A 24,338-nucleotide genomic window follows, 5' to 3' on the forward strand; every position below is an offset into this window, starting at 1 on the left:
CCACCGCCAACACCGGATGCCCGTTGCGCCGGGCATCCGACAACCGCTCCACCAACAGCATCCCGACACCCTCACCCCACCCCGTACCATCCGCCCCGGCCGCATACGACCTGCACCGCCCATCACGCGACAGACCACGCTGCAGACTGAAGTCCACGAACGTGTCGGGGGTGGCCATCACGGTCACGCCGCCTGCCAGCGCCAGTGAGCACTCGCCGCGCCGCAGCGACTGCATGGCCCAGTGCAGGGCCACCAGCGAGGACGAGCACGCGGTGTCCACGCTCACCGCGGGACCCTCCAGGCCGAGCGTGTAGGCGACGCGCCCGGTGGCGACGCTGCTCGCGCTGCCGTTGCCGAGGTAACCGGCCAGGTCCTCGGGCACCTTCGCCAACCGGGTCGCCCAGTCGTGGTACATGATCCCGGCGAACACACCGGTCGTGGTGGAGCGCACCGACAGCGGATCGATCCCGGCGCGTTCCAGCGCCTCCCACGACGCCTCCAGCAGCAGGCGCTGCTGCGGGTCCATGGCCAGGGCCTCGCGGGGGCTGATCCCGAAGAGGCCGGCGTCGAAGTCGGCGGCGTCGTGCAGGAACCCTCCCTCGCGGATGTAGCTCTTGCCCGCCCTGCCCGGCTCGGGGTCGTAGAGGTCCGCCACGTTCCAGCCGCGGTCCTCGGGGAAGGCCGAGACACCGTCCCGGCCCTCGGCCACCAGCCGCCACAGGTCCTCGGGGGAGTCCACCCCGCCGGGGTAGCGGCAGGCCATCGCGACGATCGCGATCGCGTCGTCCCGGGAACCGGAACCGGAACCGGAGCCGGAGCCGGTGATCGCGGCGGGCGGCGGCACGGCGGGGGCCGTACGCGTGCCGGACGCCCTGGCCAGTACGTGGGCGGCGAGAGCGGCGGGGTTCGGGTAGTCGAAGACCAGGGTCGAGGGCAGCCTCAGTCCGGTCGCCGCGTTGAGCCCGTTGCGCAGCTCCACCGCGGCGAGCGAGTCGAAGCCGATCTCGCTGAAGGCCCGGCGCGGTTCGATCGCGTCCGCGCCGTCGTGTCCGAGCACCTGGGCGACCCGGGTCCGGACCAGATCCAGGACGACACGGTCGCGTTCGGCCTCGGGCAGTGCGGCGAGCCGGGCCGTGAGGGGCGCTCCGCCGACGGGCGGGGCGCCCGCGGAGGCGGTCCGGCGCACCGGGCCTCGGACCAGGCCGCGCAGGACCGACGGCACACCGTCGGCGCGGTCGCGCAGCGCGGCGGCGTCCACCCTGACGGGGACGGCCACGGCCTGCCCCGCCCGCAGGGCCAGGTCGAACAGGGCGAGGTTCTCGGCGGGTGTGAGGGCCACCAGGCCGGAGCGGCCCGCCCGGCGCAGGGCGGCCTCGTCCAGCCGGGCGCCCATGCCGTCTCCTGACCACAGACCCCAGGCCAGTGACGTGGCGGGCAGGTTCTCGGCGCGGCGGTGCTCGGCCAGCGCGTCGAGGAAGACGTTCGCGGCGGCGTAGTTGCCCTGTCCTGGGCCGTCCACGATCCCCGCGACGGAGGAGTACAGCACGAACGCCGACAGGTCCAGGTGCCGGGTCAGTTCGTGCAGGTGCCAGGCCGCGTCCGCCTTGGGGCGCAGCACCTCGTCGACCCGTTCGGGCGTGAGCGACCCGACCAGGCCGTCGGCGACCACGCCCGCGGTGTGCACGACACCCGACAGGGGGTGCTCCGCGGGGATCGCCGCCAGCAGCGCCGTCAGCGCCTGCCGGTCCGAGGCGTCGCACGCGGCCACGGTGACGAAGGCGCCTAGTTCCGTCAGTTCCGCGGCGAGGTCGGCGGCACCGGGCGCGTCCGTGCCCCGGCGGCCGGCCAGCAGCAGGTGCCGGACGCCGTGTTCGACGACCAGGTGCCGGGCGAGATGGCCGCCCAGCCCGCCGGTGCCTCCGGTGATGAGCACCGTGCCCGTGGAGTCCCAGGGGGTGTCCGGGGCGGTGTCGGGTGCGGTGTCGGGTGCGGGGACCTCGGCCAGGCGGGGGACGAGGACCGTGTCGCCGCGGACCGCGACCTGCGGTTCACCGGTGGCCAGCGCCGCGCGCAGCCCTCGCGCGGTGCCGGCGCCGAGGTCCGCGAGGACGAACCGGCCGGGTTGCTCGGCCTGGGCCGAGCGGGTCAGGCCCCACAGCGGGGCGCTGCCGAGGTCGGGGGTCTCCCCCTGTCGTGCGGCGACCGCGCCCCTGGTGACGACCACCAGCCGGGAGGAGGCCAGTTGTTCCTCGGCCTGCCAGCGCTGCAGCAGATCGAGCAGGCGGTGGGTCGCGGCCCGGGCGGCCCGGTGGGGCTCGCCGCGCGTCGGCGGGAACGGGACCAGCACCGCTTCGGGTACGGCCGCGCCGGCCGCGATGGCCGTGCGCAGGGCGTCGAGGTCGGCATGCGCCGTGGCGTCCGGTCCGAACTCCTCGGTGCCGAGTGCGGCCCAGCCGCTTCGTGCGGGAGCCGTGTGCGCCGGCGCGGGTTCCCAGCGCAGCCTGAGCAGCGACGGGCTCGGCGCCGTACCGGTGAGGCGTTCGACGGGGACAAGGCGTTCCACGATCGAGGCCACCGACGCGACAGGGGCGCCGGAGGTGTCGGTGATCTCCAGCGACACCCCCTCGGGGCCCGCCGGGGAGATCCGTATCCGCAGCGCCGTGGCGCCGGAGGCGTGCAGGGTCACACCGGTCCAGACGAACGGGAGCCAGACCTCCTCGCTCCCCCGGACGCGGTCCCCCACGAGGTCGGCGGGGCGCAGCGCGGAGTCCAGGAGTGCCGGGTGCAGTCCGTACCGTCCCGCCTGTGCGCGGGCCTCCTCGGGCAGTCGGGCCTCGGCGAACACCTCGGTCCCGCGGCGCCACACCGCGCGCAGGTTGCGGAACATGGGGCCGAACTCGTAGGCGGAGCCCGCCTGTTCCAGCAGGGAGACGTCGACGGGCTCGGCGTCCGGTGGCGGCCACTGGGCCGTGGCGGGCGTCGGCGACGTCGTGTCCACGGGGCCGGGCGGTGCCAGGACCGCGCTCGCGTGCCGTGTCCAGGGGCCGTCGCCCTCCGGGCGGGCGTGGACGTCGGCGGAGCGGCGGCCCGAGGCGTCGGGCCGGCCGACGACGACCTGCACGCTCACGCCGCCGTCGGCCGGCAGCGCCAGCGGCACCTCCAGCGTGAGCTCCTCCACGGTGCCGCAGCCGACCTCGTCGCCGGCCCGGATCACCATGTCGACGAACGCCGTTCCCGGCAGCAGTACGGCTCCGGCGATGACGTGGTCGGCGAGCCAGGGCTGGGAGCGCACCGACAGCCGTCCGGACAGCACCGTCGCGCCGGTGTCCGCGAGGCCGATCGCCGTGTCCAGCAGGGGATGGCCGGTGCCGTCCCGTCCCGCCGTCGGCGCGGTGTCGTCCAGCCAGTAGCGGCGTCGCTGGAACGGGTAGGTCGGCAGGTCCACGCGCCGCGCGCCGCGTCCGGCGAAGAAGGTCTCCCAGTTCACGCCGGTGCCCCGGGTGTGAGCGAGTGCCACCGCCGCGACCAGCTCGCGTTCCTCAGGTCGCCCGGCCCGCAGGACGGGTACGAAGGCCGCGTCGGTGTCGTCGCCGAGGCAGTCGGGGCCCATCGACGACAGCACGGCGTCGGGGCCGAGTTCGAGGAACGTGGTGACGCCCTCGGACTCCATCCACCGGACGCCGTCGTGGAAGCGGACCGCCTCGCGGACGTGCCGCACCCAGTAGCCGGCGTCGGGCACGACGGGCCGCCCCGTCAGGTTCGACACGATCGGGATCCGCGGCGGCGCGTGGTCCATGACCTGGGCGATACGCCGGAACTCTTCGAGCATCGGTTCCATGAGCGGTGAGTGGAACGCGTGCGAGACCCGCAGCCGCCGGGTCCTGCGCCCTTCGGCGGCGAAGCGGTCCGTGATCCGCGCCACCGCGTCCTCGTCGCCGGACACCACGACCGACGCGGGCCCGTTCACGGCGGCGATCCCGGCGTTCCCGGTGAGGCGCGGCAGTACGTCCTCCTCGGAGGCGCCCAGCGCGACCATGGCGCCGCCCGACGGCAGTTCCTGCATGAGGCGGCCTCGGGCGGCGACGAGCAGTGCGGCGTCCTCCAGGGACAGTGCGCCGGCCACGTGGGCCGCGGTGAGTTCGCCGACCGAGTGGCCGGCGACGTGGTCGGGGACGATGCCCCAGGACTCCACCAGGCGGAACAGCGCCACCTCGACCGCGAACAGGCCGGGCTGGGCGTAGGCGGTCCGCTGCAGGAGCGCGGCGCGAGCCGGGTCGGCGGCGAACAGCACGTCGAGCAGCGGTATGTCGAGCTGTACGTCCAGATGGGCGGCGGCCTCGTCCAGGGCACGTGCGAACACCGGGAACGTCTCGTACAACTGCCGTCCCATGCCGGGGCGTTGGCTGCCCTGGCCGGTGAACAGGAACGCGGTGCGGGGGTCGGTGACCGGGCCGAGGGACGGCGGTCCGCCGTCGGCGAGGGCGGCCAGGGCGCGCAGCGCCTCCTCGCGGTCGGTGGCGACGACTGCCGAGCGGTGGCCCAGGGCGGCCCTGGTCGTGGCCGCGGAGTACGCGACGTCGTCCAGTGACGGGGCGTCGGGCGCGGCCAGCAGTGACCTCAGCCGCTCCACCTGGGCGCGCAGCGCGGGCTCTCCGCGCGCCGACAGCACGAGGGGTGTCACCCGGGCCGCGGCGGGCCCGGCCTTCGCGCTGTCGGAGCCGGCGGTGGCGAGGGCGGTGGCGCCGGGGTGGTGCGGTTCGGCGGTGCCGGAACGGTGCGGTTCGGCGGTGCCGAGGTCGGCGGCGTCGAGGTCCGGTGCCTGCTCGATGATCACGTGGGCGTTGGTGCCGCTCGCGCCGAACGAGGAGACGCCCGCGCGGCGGGGCTCCCCACCGGACTCCCACGGCACCGGCCCGGTCAGCAGCCGTACGGTGCCGGCCGACCAGTCGACGTGCGGGGACGGTGTGTCCACGTGGAGGGTCGGCGGCAGCGTGCCGTGCCGCATCGACATGATCATCTTGATCAGGCCGGCGGCCCCGGCGGCGGCACCCGTGTGCCCGATGTTCGATTTGACCGATCCCAGCCACAGGGGCCGGTCGGCGGTGTGGTGGGGCCCGTAGGCGGCGATCAGGGCACGTGCCTCGATCGGGTCGCCGAGACGCGTGCCGGTGCCGTGCGCCTCGACGGCGTCCACCTGCCCGGCGGTCATCCCCGCGTCGGCCAGCGCACGGTGGACGACCCGCTGCTGCGCGAGCCCGTTCGGCGCGGTCAGGCCGTTGCTCGCGCCGTCCTGGTTGATCGCGCTGCCGCGCACCACCGCGAGAACGGGGTGCCCGGCGCGGCGCGCGTCCGACAGACGCGTCAGCACGAACACGCCGGAGCCCTCGGCGAAGCCGGTGCCGTCCGCGGCGGCGGCGAAGGCCTTGCAGCGGCCGTCCGGGGCGAGGCCGCGCTGCCTGCTGAACATGGTGAAGGTCCCGGGGCTCGACATCACCGTCACACCGCCGGCCAGGGCGAGTTCGCACTCGCCGCCACGCAGCGACCGCACCGCCAGGTGCAGCGCGGTGAGCGACCCCGAGCAGGCGGTGTCCACGGTCAGCGTCGGCCCCTCAAGACCGAGGGTGTAGGCGACACGGCCGGACACCACGCTGGGCAGGTTCCCGAGCATCAGGTGCCCGTCCAGGCCGTCGGGCGCCTGATGGGTCTTCGGGCCGTACTCGTGCGGCTCCACGCCGATGAACACGCCCGCTTCGGTGCCGCGCAGCCGACCGGGGTCGATGCCGGCCCGTTCCAGCGCCTCCCAGCACGTTTCCAGCAGCAGCCTCTGCTGCGGGTCCATCGCCAGGGCCTCCTTGGGGCTGATGCCGAAGAAGGCCGCGTCGAAGTCGGCGGCACCGTCCAGGAATCCGCCCTGCCGGACGTAGCTGGTACGGGGGACGTCCGGGTCGGGGTCGTACAGGGCGTCCAGGTCCCAGCCCCGGTCGGCCGGGAAGCCGGAGATCACATGGGTGCCGTCCGCGACGAGCCGCCACAGGTCCTCGGGCGAGGTGACGCCTCCGGGGAAGCGGCACCCGATCCCGATGACGGCGATCGGCTCGTCGCCGTCGCCGGCCGGCCGCGCCGGGGCGGGCGGCCGGACGGCGGGGAGCCCCAGCGCCTCCGCGCGCAGGTACTCGGCCAGTTCCGCCGGGCTGGGGTGATCGAATCCCATGGTGACCGGCAGCGGGAGGCCGGTCACCGCCGTCAGCCTGGAATGCAATTCGACCAGGCCGAGGGAGTCGATTCCGATTTCCCGGAAGGGCCGTTCCGCGTCGATTCTCCCCGACGCCCCCGGATCGGCCCTCCGCAGTACGGCGAGCGTTTCGGCACGCACCAGTTCGAGCAGCAGGTGCAGCTGCTCCGAGGCCGATCCGGCGGCCGTCAGGGCGGCGAATTCTCCGCCGTCCTGGCCACCGGGTTCACCGAATTCACTCATGCGCGCACTCCACGATCGTGACACCGTTCGCCGACGTCTTCCACGGCCCCGTGACGCGGGGTCAGGCCGCCTTCCAGGCCTGTGCCGTCTCCTCGGCGAACTCGGTGAAGGAGCGCGGCGGGCGACCGAGCAGCTTGGTCACGGCCTCGATGTCCTCGGCCGCGGCGACGTAGCCGTTGTGGTCGTAGTGCTCGTACATCAGCCAGAGGTCGCGGGCGAGGTGCTGCGGCATCATCTGGTTGAGGATCAGCGAGCAGGACTCCAGGTCACCGCCGACGTAGGCGATCTCGACGCCGAGCACGCGCTTCCAGGTGTCGGTGACGAACTGCCCGGTGACGGGCTCGGGGCCCGTGACGGTGTAGGTGCGGCCCTCGTGGCCGGGCGAGGTGAGGACGACCGCGGCCGTCTCGGCGACGTCACGGACGTCCACCCGGGACACGCCGATCTCACCGAGCGGGATGCCGTACACGCCCATGAGCAGCATGTCCTTGGCCCCGATGTCGTTCTGCATCAGCTCGCCGCGGCGCAGGATCGTGTAGGGGACGCCGGAGGCCTTCAGGGCCTTCTCCACGGCGACCTTCACACCGCAGTGCGGCGGGGTGAACAGGTTCTCCAGGTCCTGAGTGGAGACGTACACCAGATGTCCGACGCCGCTGCGCCTGGCGGCGTCCACCGCGAGGAGCCCCTGGTAGGTCTCGGCCTCGCCGACGGGCAGGTTGAGGAACACCGCGTCGGCGGCGGCGAACTCCTCCAGCAGCAGCTTGTGGTCCAGCAGGTCGCCGACGACGCCGCGCACACCCTCGGGAAGCGCCTCGGCGTTCTCGGCGCTGCGGGTCAGCACCGAGACCTCGACGTCACGGGACCGCAGCTCGCTCACCAGAGCCGTCCCCACGACGCCCGTTCCAGCAGTGACGAAAACCTTCATCTCATTTCTCCGTGTCTTGTCCGCGTTCGGAATGGGAAATGTGGCAGCACAGTCGGCCACGGGAAAGAGCGAGGCGCGCCCCGCGACGCCAAGTGGCGAGAATACGGCGGCAATTCGTTGAGCCAATGCACCGTTCGCGCCGAACGCTACCCGGGGCCCCGACGGCCACCAACCCTTATCGGCCCCTAAACGACGTCGGGGTGGTGAGCCGTGCGGCCAGTACCGCCCTGTCGACTTTGCCGTTCTCGGTGACGGGCAGTTCCTCCAGGACCTGGAGTTCCTGCGGCACCATGTAGTCGGGCAGCGCTTCCGCGCAGTGGGCGCGCAGTTCCCTGCGGCCGGGCTCCGGGGTGCCGCGTTCCATGACGGCGAAGGCGCACAGCACCGGGTCGGCGCCGGAGCCGGGCACCACCATGGCGACCGCGGCGGCGACGCCGGGGAAGTCCATGAGCCGGCGCTGCACCTCGGCGAGTTCGACGCGGTTCCCGCGGATCTGCACCTGGGAGTCGGCGCGGGAACGGAAGTACATCGCCCCGTCCGGACCCTGGTGCGCCAGATCGCCGGTGCGGAACACGATCTGACCCGAGGCCGGGTTCAGCGGGTCGGGCACGAGCGCCGCCCGCGTGGCATCGGGGTCGTTCCAGTAGCCGCTGAACAGCGAGGGGCCGCGCAGGTGGATCTCTCCGACGACGCCGGGCCGGGTGATCGGCCGGCCGCGTTCGTCGGCGAGCATCATCTCGGCACCCGGATGCGCGAAGCCGATCGACAGCCGTTCCAGGCCCTCGGGCAGCGGGGCGGGCACATCGGTGAACGAGCACGCCATCGACTCGGTGGCTCCGTAGCAGTTGACGATCCGCGTCGACGGCGACAGGGCCTGGAACCGGCGCAGTTCGGCCAGCGGGAACTCCTCGCCACAGAAAAGCACTCCCCGCAGGCCGAGTTCCGCCAGCGCGCGGGGCTCGGTGCGCAGTACCGGCCGCCAGATCGACGGCACCCCGTGCACATGGGTCGCGCCCGCGTCACGGAGGAAGCCGAGGAACCGCCGCGGCCAGCGCAGCCGGTCGCGGGGCACCGCGACCACGCTTGCCCCGGCACCGAGCGCCATGCCGATGTCGAGCAGCGAGAAGTCGAACTGGAGCGGCGACGTGGTGGCGACGCGGTCGTCCGGCGCGACGAGGCCGAGCTCCAGGACCGCGCGGAAGAACGCGGTGTTGGCGCGGTGGCTCATCACCACACCCTTGGGGCGGCCGGTCGTGCCGGAGGTGAAGATGATGTACGCCGGGTCCGTCGGGACGACTTCCCGCCGGTGCCGGACCCTGGGCTGCGGAGCCCGCACGACCGTCAGCCCGTCGGGGCCGAACCGGGCGGTGCCGACCTCGGGCGGGATGCCGTCGCGGCCCCCGCGCTCGGTCTGCAGGTACAGGGCGGGACGCGCGCTGTCGATGATCGACAGCAGCCGCTTGGTCGGGGTCTCGGGGCTCACCGGTACGAACGGCAGGCCGAGCAGGCAGCAGGCCGTGTACAGCGCGATCGCCGACGCCGAGGTGTCGGACTCCAGGACCACCCGGTCACCGACGTCCAGGCCCAGGTCGCCGAGCGCGTCGGCATAGGTCTCGGCCCGTTCCCGCAACTGCGCGTAGCTGGTCGTCGCGACGCCGTCGCCGGTGTCCGCGAGCTCGATCACGGCGGGTTTGTCGGGCGTGGCCTCGCAGGCTCCCATCAGGTGGTGATAAAGGTTGTCGACCGTGTTCTGTACACGGGCCGGCCGTTTCTCGTTCACACTCATCCGGGTCACCTCTACTGGCGAGCAAAGCGCGCGAATCGGAAATGAGAAGGCCTCCCTACCATGGCGCGATCCGGCCGTACAAGGCGCGCCGGACAGTGGTCCTTCGCTTAGGGGGCATTAGGGGTACTGCCGATACCCGGGTGGCGTGCAGACTTGCGAAGCCACACTATCAACGGCAGTTCCTACATTCGAGGAGAGAAAGACATATGGATACCGGCCTCCGTACGGAAGCCGCGATGATCTTTCCCGCAATCAGTCCGGCGAGTTTTGCGAACGTCGGGAAATTCATGCTCATGAACCCGGCCGCCCGCCGACTGTCGGCAGAAGCGGACCAGGTGCTCGGATACTCCCTTCTCGACCGTTTCCGTGCCGCCGAAAGCGATTACGAGGAGTCCGCGCGGATAGCGTTCCTGGTGAACTGTCTGGCCATGGCGGAATGGGCGACCGAGACGCTCGGGGCCGATCCGGTGGTCTACGCCGGGCCGAGCTTCGGCGGAACGCCCGCGGCGGTGCACTCGGGCTCGCTCGACTTCTCCGAGGCGGTGCGGCTGACCGCCCGGACGGGCCGGCACATCGAGGAGTACTTCACCCGTGAGTACCGCGACGTGGTCACCCAGTCGTTCGCCCGCACCCCCGAGGACAGACTGGCCGAGGTGCTGGGCGAGCTGGCCGACCGGGGCGACTGGTACGACGTCTCCTGCTATGTCGACCACGACTTCTACATGCTCTCGGTGCGTGAACACCGGCTGGAATGGCTGAACGCGCGGCTGCGCGCACTGGGCGGGCTGCCCCTGTCCACGATGCGTCCGCCCATGCACTCCAGCGCCTTCCGCGCTCTTCGGGAGACCCTGGAGAGCGAGGTGTACGCGGAGGTCGGATTCGGCGATCCGGTGCTTCCGGTCGTGTCGGACCACGACGGATCGCTGCTGAGGTCGGGCGGGGAACTGCGCACCCTGCTGCTGGACGCGGCCGTGCGGCCGGTGCGGTGGCCGTCGGTGATGCGGACCCTGCGGGACCTCGGTGTCGGCACGCTCCACGTGTGCGGTCCCGACAACCTGTGGGGGCGGGTGCGGTGCGTGACCGACCATTTCGAGGTCGTCGCTCTCAAACCGGAGGTGGCCATGCGGCCGCGCCGCCGGGACGTCGCCGTATGACCATCGCGAAAACAGTCGGTGAAGAGGGCGCGCGAATCCCGTCGGCGTTTCGGCCGGGTCCTGTTAAGACGGGCTTTTCAGGCGGCTGTTTCGCGCATCCGGGAGAGTGTCGTCCACAGCGTGCCGGGCGTGGCGAAGGTGGCCATGTCGAGCGCTTCGTCCACGAACCGCACCTGGAACGTGTTCTCCAGTGATGCCAGCAGTTCGACCGCGCCCATGGAATCCAGGCCGAAATCACGCAGGCTGCTGTCCCCGGCCAGCGAGTCACCTGCCGAGAGAAAAGGCAGCCGTTGCCGCAGAAGCTCCTCGAATCGGGAATCCCACATATGCACTCCTGAAGGGTGTCGGGCCATGATTTCGGGCCGAGGAAATGACGTGTTCCGTGGACCACGCTAAGCATCCGCCCGCGCGGCGGACAACCCTTATCAACCCCTTTCCACGGATGACGCAATGACTGAGATCCCCGAGCACGCGCTGCACGCGCGGTTCCTGCGCGGCCTGGCCGCCTCCCTCACACGTCCCGCGTTCCGGGCCGACGCCGGGACCGTGACGTACGAGGCCCTGCACGAGCAGGCACTCGCGTGGGCGGGCGCGCTGCTGGCGTCCCCGGCGGGACCGCCCCGGGCTGTCGGCGTACTGGCGGAGAAGGGCCGGACATCCTGCGCCGGGCTGCTCGCGGCGCTGTACGCCGGTGCGACCGCCGTACCGCTCGCCCCGGACTTTCCGGCGGTCCGCACACGGCGGATGCTGGCGGCGGCCGGGGTGTCGGCGGTGATCGCCGACCGGGCCGGGTCGGCCGCTCTGGAGGCGGCCGGCGTGGACGTCCCGGTGCTGGCGGACGAGCCCGGGACCACCGGCGGCCGGTTCCCGGTCGTTCCCGTCCGCGCGCGCGACGCCCTGAGCGCACCGCGTCCGGTCGCGCCAGACGATCTCGCCTACATGCTCTTCACCTCGGGTTCGACCGGCCGCCCCAAGGGCGTACCGATCACGCACGCGAGCACGCACCACTACTTCTCGCTGCTGGACGCCCGCTACGACTTCGGTCCCGAGGACGTCTTCTCGCAGACCTTCGGGCTGAACTTCGACTGCGCGATGTTCGACCTGTTCTGTGCCTGGGGGGCCGGCGCGAGCGTACACACGGTGCCCGTGCGCGCCTACACCGACCTGCCCGCGTTCATCGCCGAGCGCCGGACGAGTGTGTGGTTCTCCACGCCGAGCGCCATCGCCCTCGTCCGGCGGATGGGAGGCCTGACGCCCGCGGCGATGCCGTCGCTGCGCTGGAGCCTGTTCGCCGGTGAGGCGCTGCGCTGCGCGGACGCCGCCGACTGGCAGGGCGCCGCGTCCCGTTCGACCGTGGAGAACCTGTACGGCCCCACCGAGCTCACCGTCACCGTCACAGGTCACCGCTGGTCCCCTCAGCTCTCGCCCGCCCTCGGGGTGAACGGCCAGGTGCCGATCGGGACGGTGCACGAGGGTCACGACCATCTGCTGCTCGGCCCCGACGGTGCTCCTGCCGAAGCCGAGGGCGAACTGTGCGTCACGGGGCCGCAGATGACGGCCGGTTACCTGGACCCCGCGGACGACGAGGGCCGCTTCCTCCGGTACGGGGGCCGGACCTGGTACCGCACCGGTGACCGCGTCCGCGAACTGGCGGACGGTGAACTGGTCTACCTCGGCAGGCTGGACGCCCAGGTGCAGGTCCAGGGCTGGCGGGTCGAGCTCGCCGAGGTCGACGACGCCGTGCGCGCGTGCGCCGGAGTCGAGGACGCGGTGACCGTGACCCGCCCCGCGGGTGGCGGCGGACTGGAGCTGGTGGTGTTCTACACCGGCGTCCCCGTCTCCCCCGTCGTGCTCGCCGGACAACTGCGGCGGGTACTCCCCGAGGGGATGCTGCCGCGGGCGTTCCGCCATGTCGAGTCGTTCCCGCTCAACGCCAACCGGAAGATCGACCGATCCCTGCTCGCCGCGAAGGCCGTGACGTCCGGCGGGCCCTGAGCGCACCACGCCGGTCCGCCCAGGGCGGTCCGGCTCCGACCGACCATGTCTCCCGACGGAGGATCAATGTCCACCACCGCATCACCCCAGCTGGCCGGGCGGCGAGAGTGGGTGGGACTCGCCGTCCTGGTCCTGGCCAATCTGCTCATCTCGATGGACATCTCGGTCCTCTACCTCGCCGTCCCGTTCATCACCGCGTCGCTGGAGCCGAGCAGCGTCCAGCAGCTGTGGATCCTCGACATCTACGGGTTCCTGCTCGCCGGCCTGCTGATCACGATGGGCGTGCTCGGGGACCGGTTCGGGCGCCGCCGACTGCTGATGACCGGCGCCGCGCTGTTCGGCGCCGCGTCCGTCGCCGCCGCCTACGCGGGCAGCGCCGAGGCGCTCATCGGCACCCGCGCGCTGCTGGGCGTGGCGGGTGCGATCCTCGCGCCGTCCACGCTGGCGCTCATCCGCAACATGTTCCAGGACATCTCCCAGCGACGCACCGCGATCGCGATCTGGACGGCCGGGTTCGCCGGCGGTGCCGCGCTCGGGCCGCTGGTGTCAGGGGTGCTCCTTGACCACTTCTGGTGGGGCTCGGTGTTCCTCATCAACGTCCCCGCGATGGTGCTGCTGCTGGCACTCGCCCCGGCGCTGATCCCCGAGTACCGCGATCCCAGGCCCGGCGGGTTCGACCTGCTCAGCGCGGTGCTGTCGCTCGGCGCCGTGCTTCCGGTGATCTACGGGATCAAGTCGCTGGCGCAGGACGGCGTGAGCGCGGTCGCGGTGGCGGCCCTGCTCGCCGGACCACTGATCGGCGCGGCGTTCGTCCAGCGGCAGCGCACGGTGCGCGATCCCCTGATCGACCTGAACCTGTTTCGCGTACGTGCCTTCTCGGCGCCGATGGCGGTGAACGTGGTGGCGTTCTTCGCGCTCGTCGGATTCGCGCTGTTCTCGACGCAGTGGCTGCAACTCGTGCGCGGCATGGGCCCGTTGGAGGCCGCGCTGTGGTCGCTGCCCGCGCCGGTGGCGGTGGCCTTCGCCACCACGGTAGCCACCGGGGTCGCCCGCACGGTGCGCCCGGTGTACATCGTGTCCACCGGGCTGCTGATCACGGCCGTCGGGTTCCTCGTGCTGACCCAGGTCGGAGTGCACTCCCACCTCGCGGTCCTGGTGGGCGGGGTCGTCGGGGTCGCCGCCGGGCTCGGTGTCGCGCTGACCCTGACCGCCGACATGATCCTCGGCGCGGCGCCGCCGGAGCGCGCCGGAGCGGCGTCGGCGCTGTCGGAGACCGCCAACCAGCTCGGTGCCGCGCTGGGCGTCGCGATCCTGGGGAGCATCGGCGCCGCGATCTACCGGACCGACGTACAGGACACCGTGCCGTCCGGGATGTCGCCCGAGGCGGTGCACGCCGCTCGCGAGACGCTGGGCGGAGCGTCCGAGGTGGCCCAGCAGCTGCCGGAACCCGCACGGTCGGGGCTGCTGGACGGGGCCCGGGAGGCGTTCGTCCACGGGCTGAACCTCAACGCCGCCATCGCCGCCGCCGTGATGGTGGCCGCCGCCGTGGCCGCCACCCTGCTGCTGAGGCGGCAGGCCGTGGCCCCGGTGACCTCCCCCGTCGTGCCCGACGCGCCGGGCGACGTGCCGGGTGACGTGCCGGGTGACGTGCCGGGTGACACGCCCCTCGACGTGCCGGGCGGCGCGTCACTCGACGCGCCGCTCGACAAGAGCGTCCCCGGGTCCGCCGGGGGCTGACCCCCGGGCGGCCCCAGGGGCTGCCCCTGGCTCAGGCGGGCGTCTCCAGCTCACTGTCCAGGATGTCGAACATCTCCTTCGCCGACACCGTCGCCAGGCTCGCCCCGGCGGCGGTGTCGTCGTCGGGCCGCGAGGAGACGGCCCACGCCGCGGTGAGGGCGCGCAGCCGGACGGTGACCCTGGCGCGCTCGTCCTCGTCCGGTTCGGCCGCCTCCAGCGCCAGTTCCAGGTTCCTCAGCTCGGAGTCCAGCGCGGGCCCGGTCTCCTCCTCCGGGGCCAGCTCGGTCAGCAGCAGCTCGGCGACCGCGCGGGACGTCGGATGGTCGAAGACGAGCGAGGTGGGCAGGCGAAGGCCGGTGACGGCGTTGAGGGCGTTGCGCAGCTGGACCGCGGTGAGCGAGCTGAAGCCGAGCTCGGTGAACGCCCGGTCCGGCTCGACGGAACCGCCCTCCTCGTGGCCGAGTACCGTGGCGACCTGACCGCGGACGACCTCCAGCAGGAACCGGTCCCGGTCGGGTCCTGTCCGACCGGCGAGACGCAGCGTCGGCGGGGCGGCCCCTCCGTTGCGGGCGGTCCGCCGCGGCGGGACCCTGACCAGGCCGTGCAGCATCGCCGGGAGCGCCGCGGACCCGGCATGGGAGCGCAGGACGCCGATGTCGAACCGGACGGGCAGCAGGACGCTCGCGCCGTGCTCCAGGGCCCGGTCGAACAGCGCCAGGCCGTCGGCGGTGGACAGCGCCGGTATCCCGGAGCGTTCGTGCCGGCGGGCGTCCTCGCCGAGCCGCTCGGCCATTCCGGCCTCGGCCCACGGGCCCCATGCCAGCGACACCGCCGGCAGGCGCAGGCCGCGCCGGTGTTCGGCGAGCGCGTCCAGATAGGCGTTCGCCATCGCGTAGTTGCCCTGCCCGGGGGCGCCCAGGGTGCCGGAGACGGACGAGAACAGCACGAACGCCGTCAGGTCCTGCTCGCGGGTCAGCTCGTGCAGGTTCCAGGCCGCGTCCACCTTGGGGCGCAGGACGGCGGCCACGCGCTCGGGCGTCAGGGCGGAGATCACCCCGTCGTCCAGGACACCCGCGGCGTGGACGACACCGGTGAGCGCACGCCCCTCCAGCAGGGCGGCCGTGGCCCGCCGGTCGGCCAGGTCGCACGCGGCGATCTCGACCCGCGCGCCCAGTGCGGTGAGTTCCTCGCGCAGTTCCGCCGCGCCGGGGGCACCGATGCCGCGCCTGCTGGTCAGCAGCAGCCGCCGCACGCCGTGCGCGGACACCAGGTGCCGGGCGATGAGGGTGCCGAGACCGCCCGTCCCCCCGGTGATCAGTACGGTGCCGTCGGGGTCCCAGGGCGCGGGACCCGCGGGTGCCTGGCCCGCGCCGGTCAGCCGGGGGATCCACGGTTCGCCGGCGCGCAGCGCGACCTGGGGTTCGGTCAGGGAGGCCGCAGCGGGCAGGGCCCGTGCCGACTCGGGGGTGCCGTCGGTGTCGAGCAGGACGAACCGGTCGGGGTGTTCGGCCTGGGCGACGCGGACGAGGCCCCACAGCGCGGCGCCGGTGAGGTCCGCGACGCGTTCGTGGGGGGCCGCGGCGACCGCGCCCTCGGTCACCACGGCCAGCCGGGACGCGGCGAACCGGTCGTCGGCGAGCCATGTCTGGACCAGTTCCAGCATGCCGCGCGAGGCGGCGTGCACGTCTTCGGGCGTGCCGTCGGCGCTGTCCGTGTCATGGGCACCTTGTGGGCCGCGGGTGTCACAGGCACCGTGAGCGTCACGGGCACCGCGAGCGCCGTGAGCGTCACTGGTGGGTGGCGCGACGAAGACCACCTCGGGTACGTCCGTCCCGGCGAGGGCCGCCAGGTCCGCGAACGCGGGTATCCCGCCGGCCGGCCCCCACCCGTCCGCGCCGACGACGGCGCAGGTCGCGCGCGGCGCTTCGAGGGCAGTACGCGTCCAGCCGACCCGGAACAGCGAGTCGTGCCACTCGCCGCCCGCCGAGTTCAGCCGCTCGGCGGAGACGGCGGTCGTCGTCAGGTCGGCGGACAGCACCGGCTGCCCGCTCTCGTCGGCGAGTCGCAGGGCGCGCCCGCCGCCGTCGGCCGGCGAGATGCGTACCCGCAGGGCCCTCGCGCCCGTCGTGTGCAGGCTCACCCGGCTCCAGCCGGTCGCCAGCAGGGCCCCGGTTCCGTCGGCCCGGCCGCTCTCGGCGTGGAGGAGGTCGATGTGGGTGGCGGCGTCCAGCAGCGCCGGGTGGATGCCGTATCCGGCCGCTTCGGTGGAGCCGCTCTCGGGGAGTTCGACCTCGGCGAACAGTTCCCCGTCGCGCCGCCAGGCCGCGCGCAGCCCCCGGAACACCGGTCCGTAGCCGTGGCCCCGGACGAGCAGCTTCTCGTAGGCGTCGTCGATGTCGACGGGGTCGGCGTCGCGCGGCGGCCACTCGGCCAGGTCGAAGGTGGCGGGTTCGTGGCCCGGGGAGAGCCGGCCGGAGGCGTTGCGCGTCCACGGCAGGTCCGCGGCAGCGTCCGCGGGCCGGGAGTGGACGGTGACCTGCCTGGTGCCGGACTCCTCCGGGCCCACCGCCACCTGGAGTGAGAGGGCGCCGCGCGCCGGGAGCACCAGCGGGTCGTGGACGGTGAGTTCCTCGATCGTCCCGCAGCCGACCTCGTCGGCGGCGCGCACGAGCAGGTCCACGTACGCGGCGCCCGGCAGCGGCGTACTGCCGAGCAGGTCGTGGTCCGCCAGCCACGGCTGTGTGCCGAGCGCCAGCCGTCCGGTGAGGACGACGCCGCCGGAGTCGGGCAGGGCGAGGACGGCGCCGAGCAGCGGATGCCCGGCCGGCTCCAGCCCCGCGGTACCGACGTCGTCGGCCCGGCCCGCGGCGGCGTCCGTCGCGTCGGGCCAGTACCGCTTGCGCTGGAACGCGTAGGTCGGCAGGTCCACCCGCCGGGCGCCGCGTCCGGCGAACACCGCGTGCCAGTCGACCCGGGCGCCGCCGACGTGGAGCCGGCCGACCGCGGTGAGCAGGGCGGCGGGTTCGGGGTGCTCGCGGCGCAGCACCGGTACGGCGAGCGCCGCCGTGTCCTGGGCGCGGTCCAGGATGTCCTCGGTCAACGCGGTGAGTACGCCGTCGGGGCCCAGCTCCACGAACCGGGTGACGCCCTCGGACCGCAGGTACGCGATGCCGTCGGCGAAGCGGACCGCCTCACGGACGTGCCGTACCCAGTGGTCCGGCGATCCGACGTCCCCCGCCGCGGTGCCGGTCAGGTGGGAGACGACGGGGATGGCGGGTTCCGCGTAGGTGAGCCCTTCGGCGACGCGACGGAACTCCTCCAGCATCGGCTCCATCAGTGGCGAGTGGAACGCGTGCGACACCTTCAGCCGGGTCGTCCTGCGGCCCAGGGCGGCGAAGTGCGCGGTGATCCGGTCCACTTCGTCCGCGGCGCCGGAGACGACGACCGAGCCGGGTCCGTTGACCGCCGCCACCGCGGCAGCCCCGAGGACGGGTACGGCCTCGTCCTCGGTTGCCTCGACGGCGGCCATCGCCCCGCCCGCCGGGAGCGCCTGCATCAGACGTCCGCGCGCGGCGACGAGCGTGGCGGCGTCCGCCAGCGACCACACCCCGGCGACGTGCGCGGCGACCAGTTCACCGATGGAGTGGCCCGCGACGAAGTCGGGCACCATCCCCCAGGATTCGAGGAGCCGGTGGAGCGCCACCTCCACGGCGAACAGCCCGGCCTGGGTGTGGACGGTCTGGTCCAGCGGCCCGTCCTCGGACCAGATCACGTCCTTGAGCGGCTGGTCCAGATGCCGGTCCAGCTCGGCGCACACCGCGTCGAGCGCATCGGCGAACACCGGGAACTCCTCGTACAGTTCGCGGCCCATGCCGAAGCGCTGCGCGCCCTGGCCCGAGAACAGGAAGGCCGTCAGGCCGCCGCTCGCGGAGCCGGCAAGCACGCCGGGGTGCGGCTCGCCGTCGGCGACGGCGGCCAGCCCGCGCAGTCCGTCCTCCGAGTCGTCCGCCAGCACGACGGCACGGTGCTGCAGCGCGGCCCGGCCGGTCGCCAGTGAGTATCCGACGTCGAGCACGTCGGCCGGTCCGCCGCTCGTCACGTGTGCCAGGGCGCGCCCGGCCTGGGCGCGCAGCGCGGCGGGGTCCCGGCCGGACACCGGCCACGGCACCGGGACCCGGGCATGCGGGTGCGCGGGGGCCGGTCGTTCGGGTGTCCCGTCCGCGGGCTCGTCCGGTGCCTGCTCGATGATCATGTGGGCGTTGGTCCCGCTGACCCCGAAGGAGGAGACGCCCGCCCGGCGCGGTCGCCCGCTGTCGGGCCACGGGATCGTCTCGGTCAGCAGGCGCACGGCGCCTTCGGACCAGTCCACGTGCGACGAGGGCTCCGTCACGTGCAGCGTCTTCGGCAGCAGTCCGTGGCGCAGCGCCATCACCATCTTGATGACGCCGCCGACGCCCGCGGCGGCCTGCGCGTGACCGATGTTCGACTTGATCGAGCCCAGCCACAGCGGACGGGACTCCGGCCGGTCCTGCCCGTACGTCGCCAGCAGCGCCTGGGCCTCGATCGGGTCACCCAGCGTGGTGCCGGTGCCATGCCCTTCGACGGCGTCGACGTCGGCGGCGGACAGCCGTGACTCGGCCAGTGCCTGGCGGATCAGCCGCTGCTGCGAGGGGCCGTTGGGCGCGGTCAGGCCGTTGGACGCGCCGTCCTGGTTGACCGCCGAACCCTGTACGACCGCCAGCACCGGGTGACCGTTGCTGCGGGCGTCCGACAGCCGTTCCAGGAGCAGGATTCCGGCGCCCTCGGCCCAGCCGGTGCCGTCGGCGGTGTCGGAGAACGCCTTGCAGCGCCCGTCGGGTGCCAGGCCGCGCTGGCGGCTGAAGGCGATGAACGGCGCGGGCAGCGACATGATCAGGACACCGCCGGCGAGCGCGAGGTCGCACTCGCGCCGCCGCAGTGCCTGTGCGGCCAGGTGCAGCGCGACCAGCGAGGACGAGCACGCGGTGTCGACGGTCAGCGCGGGGCCCTCAAGCCCGAGTGTGTAGGAGATCCGGCCGGAGATGACCGAGGCCGCGTTGGCGGTGCTCAGGTACGCCTCTTCGGCCTCGGGCATGGCGTCCAGCGCGTACGCGTAGTCCTGGCCACCGGAGCCGACGAAGACGCCGACCTGTTTCCCGCGCAGGCCCGACGGGTCGATGCCCGCGCGTTCGCACGCCTCCCAGGAGAGCTCAAGCGCGATCCGCTGCTGCGGGTCCATGGTGAGGGCCTCGCGCGGGGAGATCCCGAAGAAGGCGGCGTCGAACTCGCCCGCGTCGTGGACGAAGCCGCCCTCGCGGACGTAACTGGTGCGGGGCCGGTCGGGGTCGCTGTCGAACAGCTGCCCGGTGTCCCAGCCTCGGTCGTCGGGGAACGCCCCGATCGCGTCGGTCTCCTTCTCGACCAGCCGCCACAGGTCCTCCGGCGAGCGGACCCCGCCCGGGTAGCGGCAGCTCATCGCGACGACGGCGACCGGCTCCCGCTCCCGGGTCTGGACCTCCTGCAACCGCTGACGGGTCTGATGCAGTTCAGCGGTCACCCGCTTGAGGTAGCCGAGAAGCTTCTCGTCGTTCGCCATTGCGCCTCCGTCAGGCCATGCCAAGGTCTTTGTCGATGAAGTCGAAGATGTCGTCGGCCGTCGCGTTCTCCAGCCGGTCGGCGACGGCGGTGCCGTCCCGCGCGCCGAGGGATTCGTTGAGCGTCGCCAGCAGTGTCTGGAGCCGCTCGGTGAGCCGGGTGCGTTCGATCTCCTGTGGCGGGAGCCCTGCGACGGCCGCCTCCAGCCGGTCCAGCTCCGCGCTGACGGGCACCTCGACGGCGCCGTCCGGACGCATGAGGGACTGCAGGTACGTGGCGAGCGCCGCCGGTGAGGCGTGGTCGAACGCCACCGTGGCGGGCAGCTTCCGGCCGGTGGCCGCGCTCAGCCGGGTGCGCAGCTCCACGGCGGCGACCGAGTCGAACCCGAGTTCCTTGAACGCGCGTGACGGGTCGAGTTCGGCGCTGTCGTCGTAGCCGAGGAGCACCGCCACATGGGTGTGCACCAGGTCGAGCAGGGCCCGGCCGCGTTCCGCCCCGGTCATCGCGGCGAGCCCCGCCGCGAACGCCGGCTCGGCGGACTTCTCCTCGTCCTCCCCGCCGGTGAGGGCCGCACGGACCTCGGGGAGGTCGTCCAGCAGCGGCCGGGGCCGCGCGAGGGTGTAGGCGCCGGCGAAGCGGGCCCAGTCGATGTCGGCCACCACCAGGGTGCCGTCGTCGTGGTCGAGCGCTTTCTGAAGCGCGGCGATCGCGAGCCGCGGCTCCATCGCGCCCAGTCCGATCCGCCGGGTCGCGGCGCCGGTCCCGGCGTCGATCATCCCGGCGTTCCACGCTCCCCAGGCGACGGCGGTCGCGGTACGTCCCCGGGCGCGGCGCCGGTGTGCGAGCGCGTCCAGGTAGGCGTTGGCGGCGGCGTAGGCGGACTGGCCCGCGCCGCCCCAGGCGGCTGATCCGGACGAGAACAGCACGAAGGCGTCCAGCGGGTGGTCGGCGAGCAGTTCGTCCAGGTGTGCCGCTCCGGCGGTCTTGGCGCGTCCGACGGCGGCGAACTCCGCCGGCGTGAGGTCTTCCAGGGGCGCGTCGGTGCCGAGCACACCGGCCGCGTGCATGACCGCCGTGAGCTCTCCCGGCACGGAGTCGAGCAGGGCGGCGAGGGCGTCCCGGTCGGCGACGTCGCAGGCCGCGACGGTCACCCGGGCGCCCAGTGCCGTCAGTTCGGCCGTCAGTTCCGTGGCGCCCTCGGCCGCCGGGCCGCGGCGGCTGGTGAGGACGAGGTGCTCGGCGCCGTTGCCCGCGAGCCACCGGGCCACGTGGGCGCCGATCCCGCCGGTGCCGCCGGTGACCAGGACCGTCCCGCGCGACCGCCAGCGCCGTTCGGCGGGTGTGTCGCCGAGCGCGGCCCGCACCATGCGGCGGGCCGCGGTCCTGGCGGGGCGGATCGCGATCTGGTCCCCGTCCGCGCCGCCCAGCGCGGCGCACAGGCGCCGGACGGTCTCCGGGTCGAGGTCCGCGTCGGCGTCCGCGTCGGCGTCGACATCGGCATCGGCATCGGTGCCGGCGGGGAGGTCGACCATGCCGCCCCAGGTGCCGGGGCGTTCCAGGCCGAGCACCGTGCCGAGGCCCCAGAGCGACGCCTGCGCCGGATCGGCCGGCTCGCCCGCACCGTCCACGGCGACGGCGCCCCGGGTGACGCACCACAGCGGGGCCGTGAGCCCTGCGTCGCCGTGTGCCTGGGCCAGCGCGATCGTGGCGACGGCGCCCCGGGTGAGCGTCGGGTGGTCGGGGTGCGGCCGGGTGTCGAACGCGAGCAGCGACAGGACGCCGTCGGCCGTCCCGGCACGCAACCGCTCCGCGAGCGCGGCCCGGTCGTCCCCGTCGGTCTCCAGGGGCACGACGTGCGCGCCCTGTCCGGCGAGCCCGTCGGTGATCGCGGCGACCGTACCGGCCGCGAGCCCGGAGGGGATCACGACGAGCCAGGTGCCGTTGAGCGGGGCGGCGGGGCGCTCGGCCAGGGATTTCCACACGATCCGGTAGCGCCAGGAGTCCACAGTGGCGTCCTCGCGGTGCCGTCGGCGCCAGGTGGACAGGGCGGGGACGATGTCCCCCAGTGCCTCGGGAGCGAGGTCGAGACGGTCCGCCAGCGAGGTCAGGTCCTCGCGTTCCACCGCGTCCCAGAACGCGGCGTCGGCGGGGTCGGCCCCCGGGGCGGCGGCGACGGCGTCGGTCCAGTGCCGGCGGCGCTGGAAGGCGTAGGTGGGCAGCTCGACGCGTCGGGTCCGGTGCTCTTCGAAGGCGGTGCTCCAGTCGACGTGCACACCGCCCGCCCACGCCTCGGCGATCGAGGCGAGGAGCCGTCGAGCGCCGCCCTCGCCCCGGCGGAGCGACCCGACGGTCACGGCGGCGGAGCCGTGCGCCTCCAGGGTCTCCCCCAGGCCGACCAGCAGGCCGGGGTGCGCACTGGACTCCACGAACGCGGTGAAGCCGTCGTCCAGCAGGGCGCGCGTGGCCTGTTCGAAGCGGACGGTCTGCCGCAGGTTGGCGTACCAGTACGCGGCGTCCAGCGTGGCCGTGTCGGCCAGGCCACCGGTCACCGTCGAGTAGAAGCCGATCCGGGACGGCCGGGGAGACAGTCCTTCCAGCTCGGCGAGTATCCGGTCGCGGACGCCCTCGACGAACATGGCGTGGGAGGCGTAGTTCACGGGGACGAGGCGGACGCGGACGTTCCGGCTCTTCAGCGTCTTCTCAAGTTCCGCCAGTGCCTCCGTCTCGCCGGATACGACGACCGAGGCGGGGCCGTTGACCACGGCGAGTTCCAGGCGTCCGTCCCAGTCCGCCAGCAGTTCGGTGACGGCTTCGGCGGACAGGGCCACCGAGAGCATGCCGCCCTGGCCGGCGAGGTCCTCCGCGATGATGCGGCTGCGCACCGCGACGACGCGGGCACCGTCGTCCAAGGTCAGCGCGCCCGCCACACAGGCCGCCGCGATCTCACCCTGGGAGTGCCCGACGACAGCGGCGGGCTCCACCCCGAAACCGCGCCACACCTCCGTCAGCGACACCATCACCGCCCACAGGACCGGCTGGACGACATCCACCCGCTCCAAGGGCCCGCCGTCACCACGCAACACCTCCAACAGGTCCCACTCCACGAACGGCCCGAGGGCCTTGGCGCATTCCTCCATGCGGGCGGCGAAGCGGGGTGAGGAGTCCAGGAGTTCGACCGCCATACCGACCCACTGCGAACCCTGCCCGGGGAAGACGAACACCGGCGGCCGGGCGTCTCCCGCGGCCACGCCCCGTACGACGTTCCCGTCCACGGCGTCCGTGGCGAGCGCGTCCAGAGCGGCCAGGCCGGCGTCACGGTCCTGCGCCGACACCACCGCGCGGTGGTCGAACACCGACCGGGAGGTCGCCAGCGAGTACCCCACGTCGACCGCCGAGAGGTCTGCCCCGGTCCGCAGGAAGGCCGCCAGCCGTTCCGCCTGGCCGCGCAGCCCTTCGGCGGACTTGCCGGAGAGCACCCACGGGACGGGTCCTGGCACGGAGCCGGGTACGACTTCGCGGAACTCGGCGCCGACGGGCGCGGGTTCGACGGACCCGGTCTCGGCGCGTGCAGGACCACCGGGCCCCGTTTCGGCGGGCCCGACCTCTCCGGACCCGGTTCCGGCGGGTTCCGGTCGACCGGGCCCGGTCGGGTCGGACCACGTCGGGTCGGACCAGGTGGCGTCCGGGGCCTGCTCGATGATGACGTGGGCGTTGGTGCCGCTGATCCCGAACGAGGAGATCCCCGCCCGCCGCGGACGACCGTCCACCTCCGGCCACTCCCGCGCCTCGGTCAGCAGCTCCACCCGCCCCGCCGACCAGTCGACGTGCGGGGTCGGCTCGTCGACGTGGAGTGTCCTGGGCAGGATGCCGTGGCGTATCGCCTGGACCATCTTGATGATGCCGGCGACTCCGGCGGCGGCCTGCGCGTGCCCCATGTTCGACTTGACGGACCCCAGCCACAGCGGGCTGTCCTGCGGACGGTCCTGCCCATACGTGGCCAGCAGCGCCTGCGCCTCGATCGGATCGCCCAGCGTGGTGCCGGTGCCGTGCGCCTCCACCGCGTCGACCTGGTCGGACAACAGCCGCGCGTTGGCGAGCGCCTGCCGGATCACCCGCTGTTGGGACGGACCGTTCGGCGCCGTCAACCCGTTCGAGGCGCCGTCCTGGTTCACCGCCGAGCCACGGACCACGGCCAGCACCGGATGCCCGTTGCGCCGGGCGTCCGACAGCCGCTCGACCAACAGCATGCCGACGCCTTCGGCCCAGCCGGTGCCGTCCGCGGACGCCGAGAACGACTTGCTACGGCCGTCCGCGGCGAGGCCCCGCTGCCGGTTGAACTCCACGAACATGCCGGGGGTGGCCATCACCGTCACGCCGCCGGCCAGTGCCAGGGAGCATTCGCCGGAGCGCAGTGCCTGTGCGGCCAGGTGCAGTGCCACCAGCGAGGACGAGCAGGCCGTGTCGATGGTCACCGCCGGCCCTTCCAGGCCGAACACATAGGAGACCCGGCCGGAGGCGAGGCTCCCGCCGTTGGTGCTGGCGGCGTCCATGTCCAGCGCGTAGTCGTGGTACATGAGTCCGGTGAAGACGCCGGTCCGGCTGCCACGCATCGTGTGCGGATCGATCCCCGCACGCTCGAACGCCTCCCACGAC

General features: G+C 73.4%; 6 protein-coding genes and 2 pseudogenes. 3 read left to right on the forward strand and 5 right to left on the reverse strand.

Features of this window, described 5'->3' with window-relative positions; all coding sequences use genetic code 11:
* The 3 genes and pseudogenes from ACIOKD_RS41320 to ACIOKD_RS41330 form a co-directional block, all read right to left on the reverse strand.
* Positions 1 to 6,463 (reverse strand): annotated as a pseudogene (locus ACIOKD_RS41320) (SDR family NAD(P)-dependent oxidoreductase); the annotation flags it as partial.
* Between the two features lie 73 nt (positions 6,464 to 6,536).
* Complete coding sequence (locus ACIOKD_RS41325; RefSeq protein WP_402093611.1) at positions 6,537 to 7,400, reverse strand: SDR family oxidoreductase; 864 nt, start codon at positions 7,398 to 7,400, stop codon at positions 6,537 to 6,539.
* Between the two features lie 175 nt (positions 7,401 to 7,575).
* Complete coding sequence (locus tag ACIOKD_RS41330; protein ID WP_402093612.1) at positions 7,576 to 9,186, reverse strand: AMP-binding protein; 1,611 nt, start codon at positions 9,184 to 9,186, stop codon at positions 7,576 to 7,578.
* 206 nt (positions 9,187 to 9,392) lie between these two features.
* Between ACIOKD_RS41330 and ACIOKD_RS41335 the strand changes: the two genes are divergently transcribed.
* Positions 9,393 to 10,340: an ACP S-malonyltransferase gene (locus ACIOKD_RS41335; protein ID WP_402093613.1), complete on the forward strand. Its 948-nt coding sequence runs from the start codon at positions 9,393 to 9,395 to the stop codon at positions 10,338 to 10,340.
* 77 nt (positions 10,341 to 10,417) lie between these two features.
* On the opposite strand, the gene ACIOKD_RS41340 is transcribed toward ACIOKD_RS41335, so the two are convergent.
* Positions 10,418 to 10,666 carry a phosphopantetheine-binding protein gene (locus tag ACIOKD_RS41340; protein ID WP_402093614.1) on the reverse strand — a complete coding sequence of 83 codons (249 nt, stop codon included), beginning with the start codon at positions 10,664 to 10,666 and terminating at the stop codon, positions 10,418 to 10,420.
* Positions 10,667 to 10,790: 124 nt separating this feature from the next.
* Here ACIOKD_RS41340 and ACIOKD_RS41345 point away from each other — a divergent pair, with 124 nt between their 5' ends.
* Both ACIOKD_RS41345 and ACIOKD_RS41350 read left to right on the forward strand, forming a co-directional pair.
* Positions 10,791 to 12,335, forward strand: coding sequence for an AMP-binding protein (locus tag ACIOKD_RS41345; RefSeq protein ID WP_402093615.1), 1,545 nt, complete (start codon positions 10,791 to 10,793; stop codon positions 12,333 to 12,335).
* Positions 12,336 to 12,401: 66 nt separating this feature from the next.
* Positions 12,402 to 14,072, forward strand: a complete 1,671-nt coding sequence (locus ACIOKD_RS41350; protein ID WP_402093616.1) for an MFS transporter — start codon at positions 12,402 to 12,404, stop codon at positions 14,070 to 14,072.
* 31 nt (positions 14,073 to 14,103) lie between these two features.
* Here ACIOKD_RS41350 and ACIOKD_RS41355 read toward each other — a convergent pair.
* Positions 14,104 to 24,338: pseudogene (locus tag ACIOKD_RS41355) on the reverse strand (SDR family NAD(P)-dependent oxidoreductase); the annotation flags it as partial.

This window comes from Streptomyces sp. NPDC087844, from assembly GCF_044742785.1.
Taxonomy (GTDB): Bacteria; Actinomycetota; Actinomycetes; order Streptomycetales; family Streptomycetaceae; genus Streptomyces.

Coding starts and splice junctions, on each gene's coding strand:
- ACIOKD_RS41330 (WP_402093612.1), bottom strand. CDS start 9,186: ATGAGTGTGAACGAGAAACGGCCGGCCCGTGTACAGAACACGGTCGAC.
- ACIOKD_RS41350 (WP_402093616.1), top strand. CDS start 12,402: ATGTCCACCACCGCATCACCCCAGCTGGCCGGGCGGCGAGAGTGGGTG.
- ACIOKD_RS41340 (WP_402093614.1), bottom strand. CDS start 10,666: ATGTGGGATTCCCGATTCGAGGAGCTTCTGCGGCAACGGCTGCCTTTT.
- ACIOKD_RS41335 (WP_402093613.1), top strand. CDS start 9,393: ATGGATACCGGCCTCCGTACGGAAGCCGCGATGATCTTTCCCGCAATC.
- ACIOKD_RS41325 (WP_402093611.1), bottom strand. CDS start 7,400: ATGAAGGTTTTCGTCACTGCTGGAACGGGCGTCGTGGGGACGGCTCTG.
- ACIOKD_RS41345 (WP_402093615.1), top strand. CDS start 10,791: ATGACTGAGATCCCCGAGCACGCGCTGCACGCGCGGTTCCTGCGCGGC.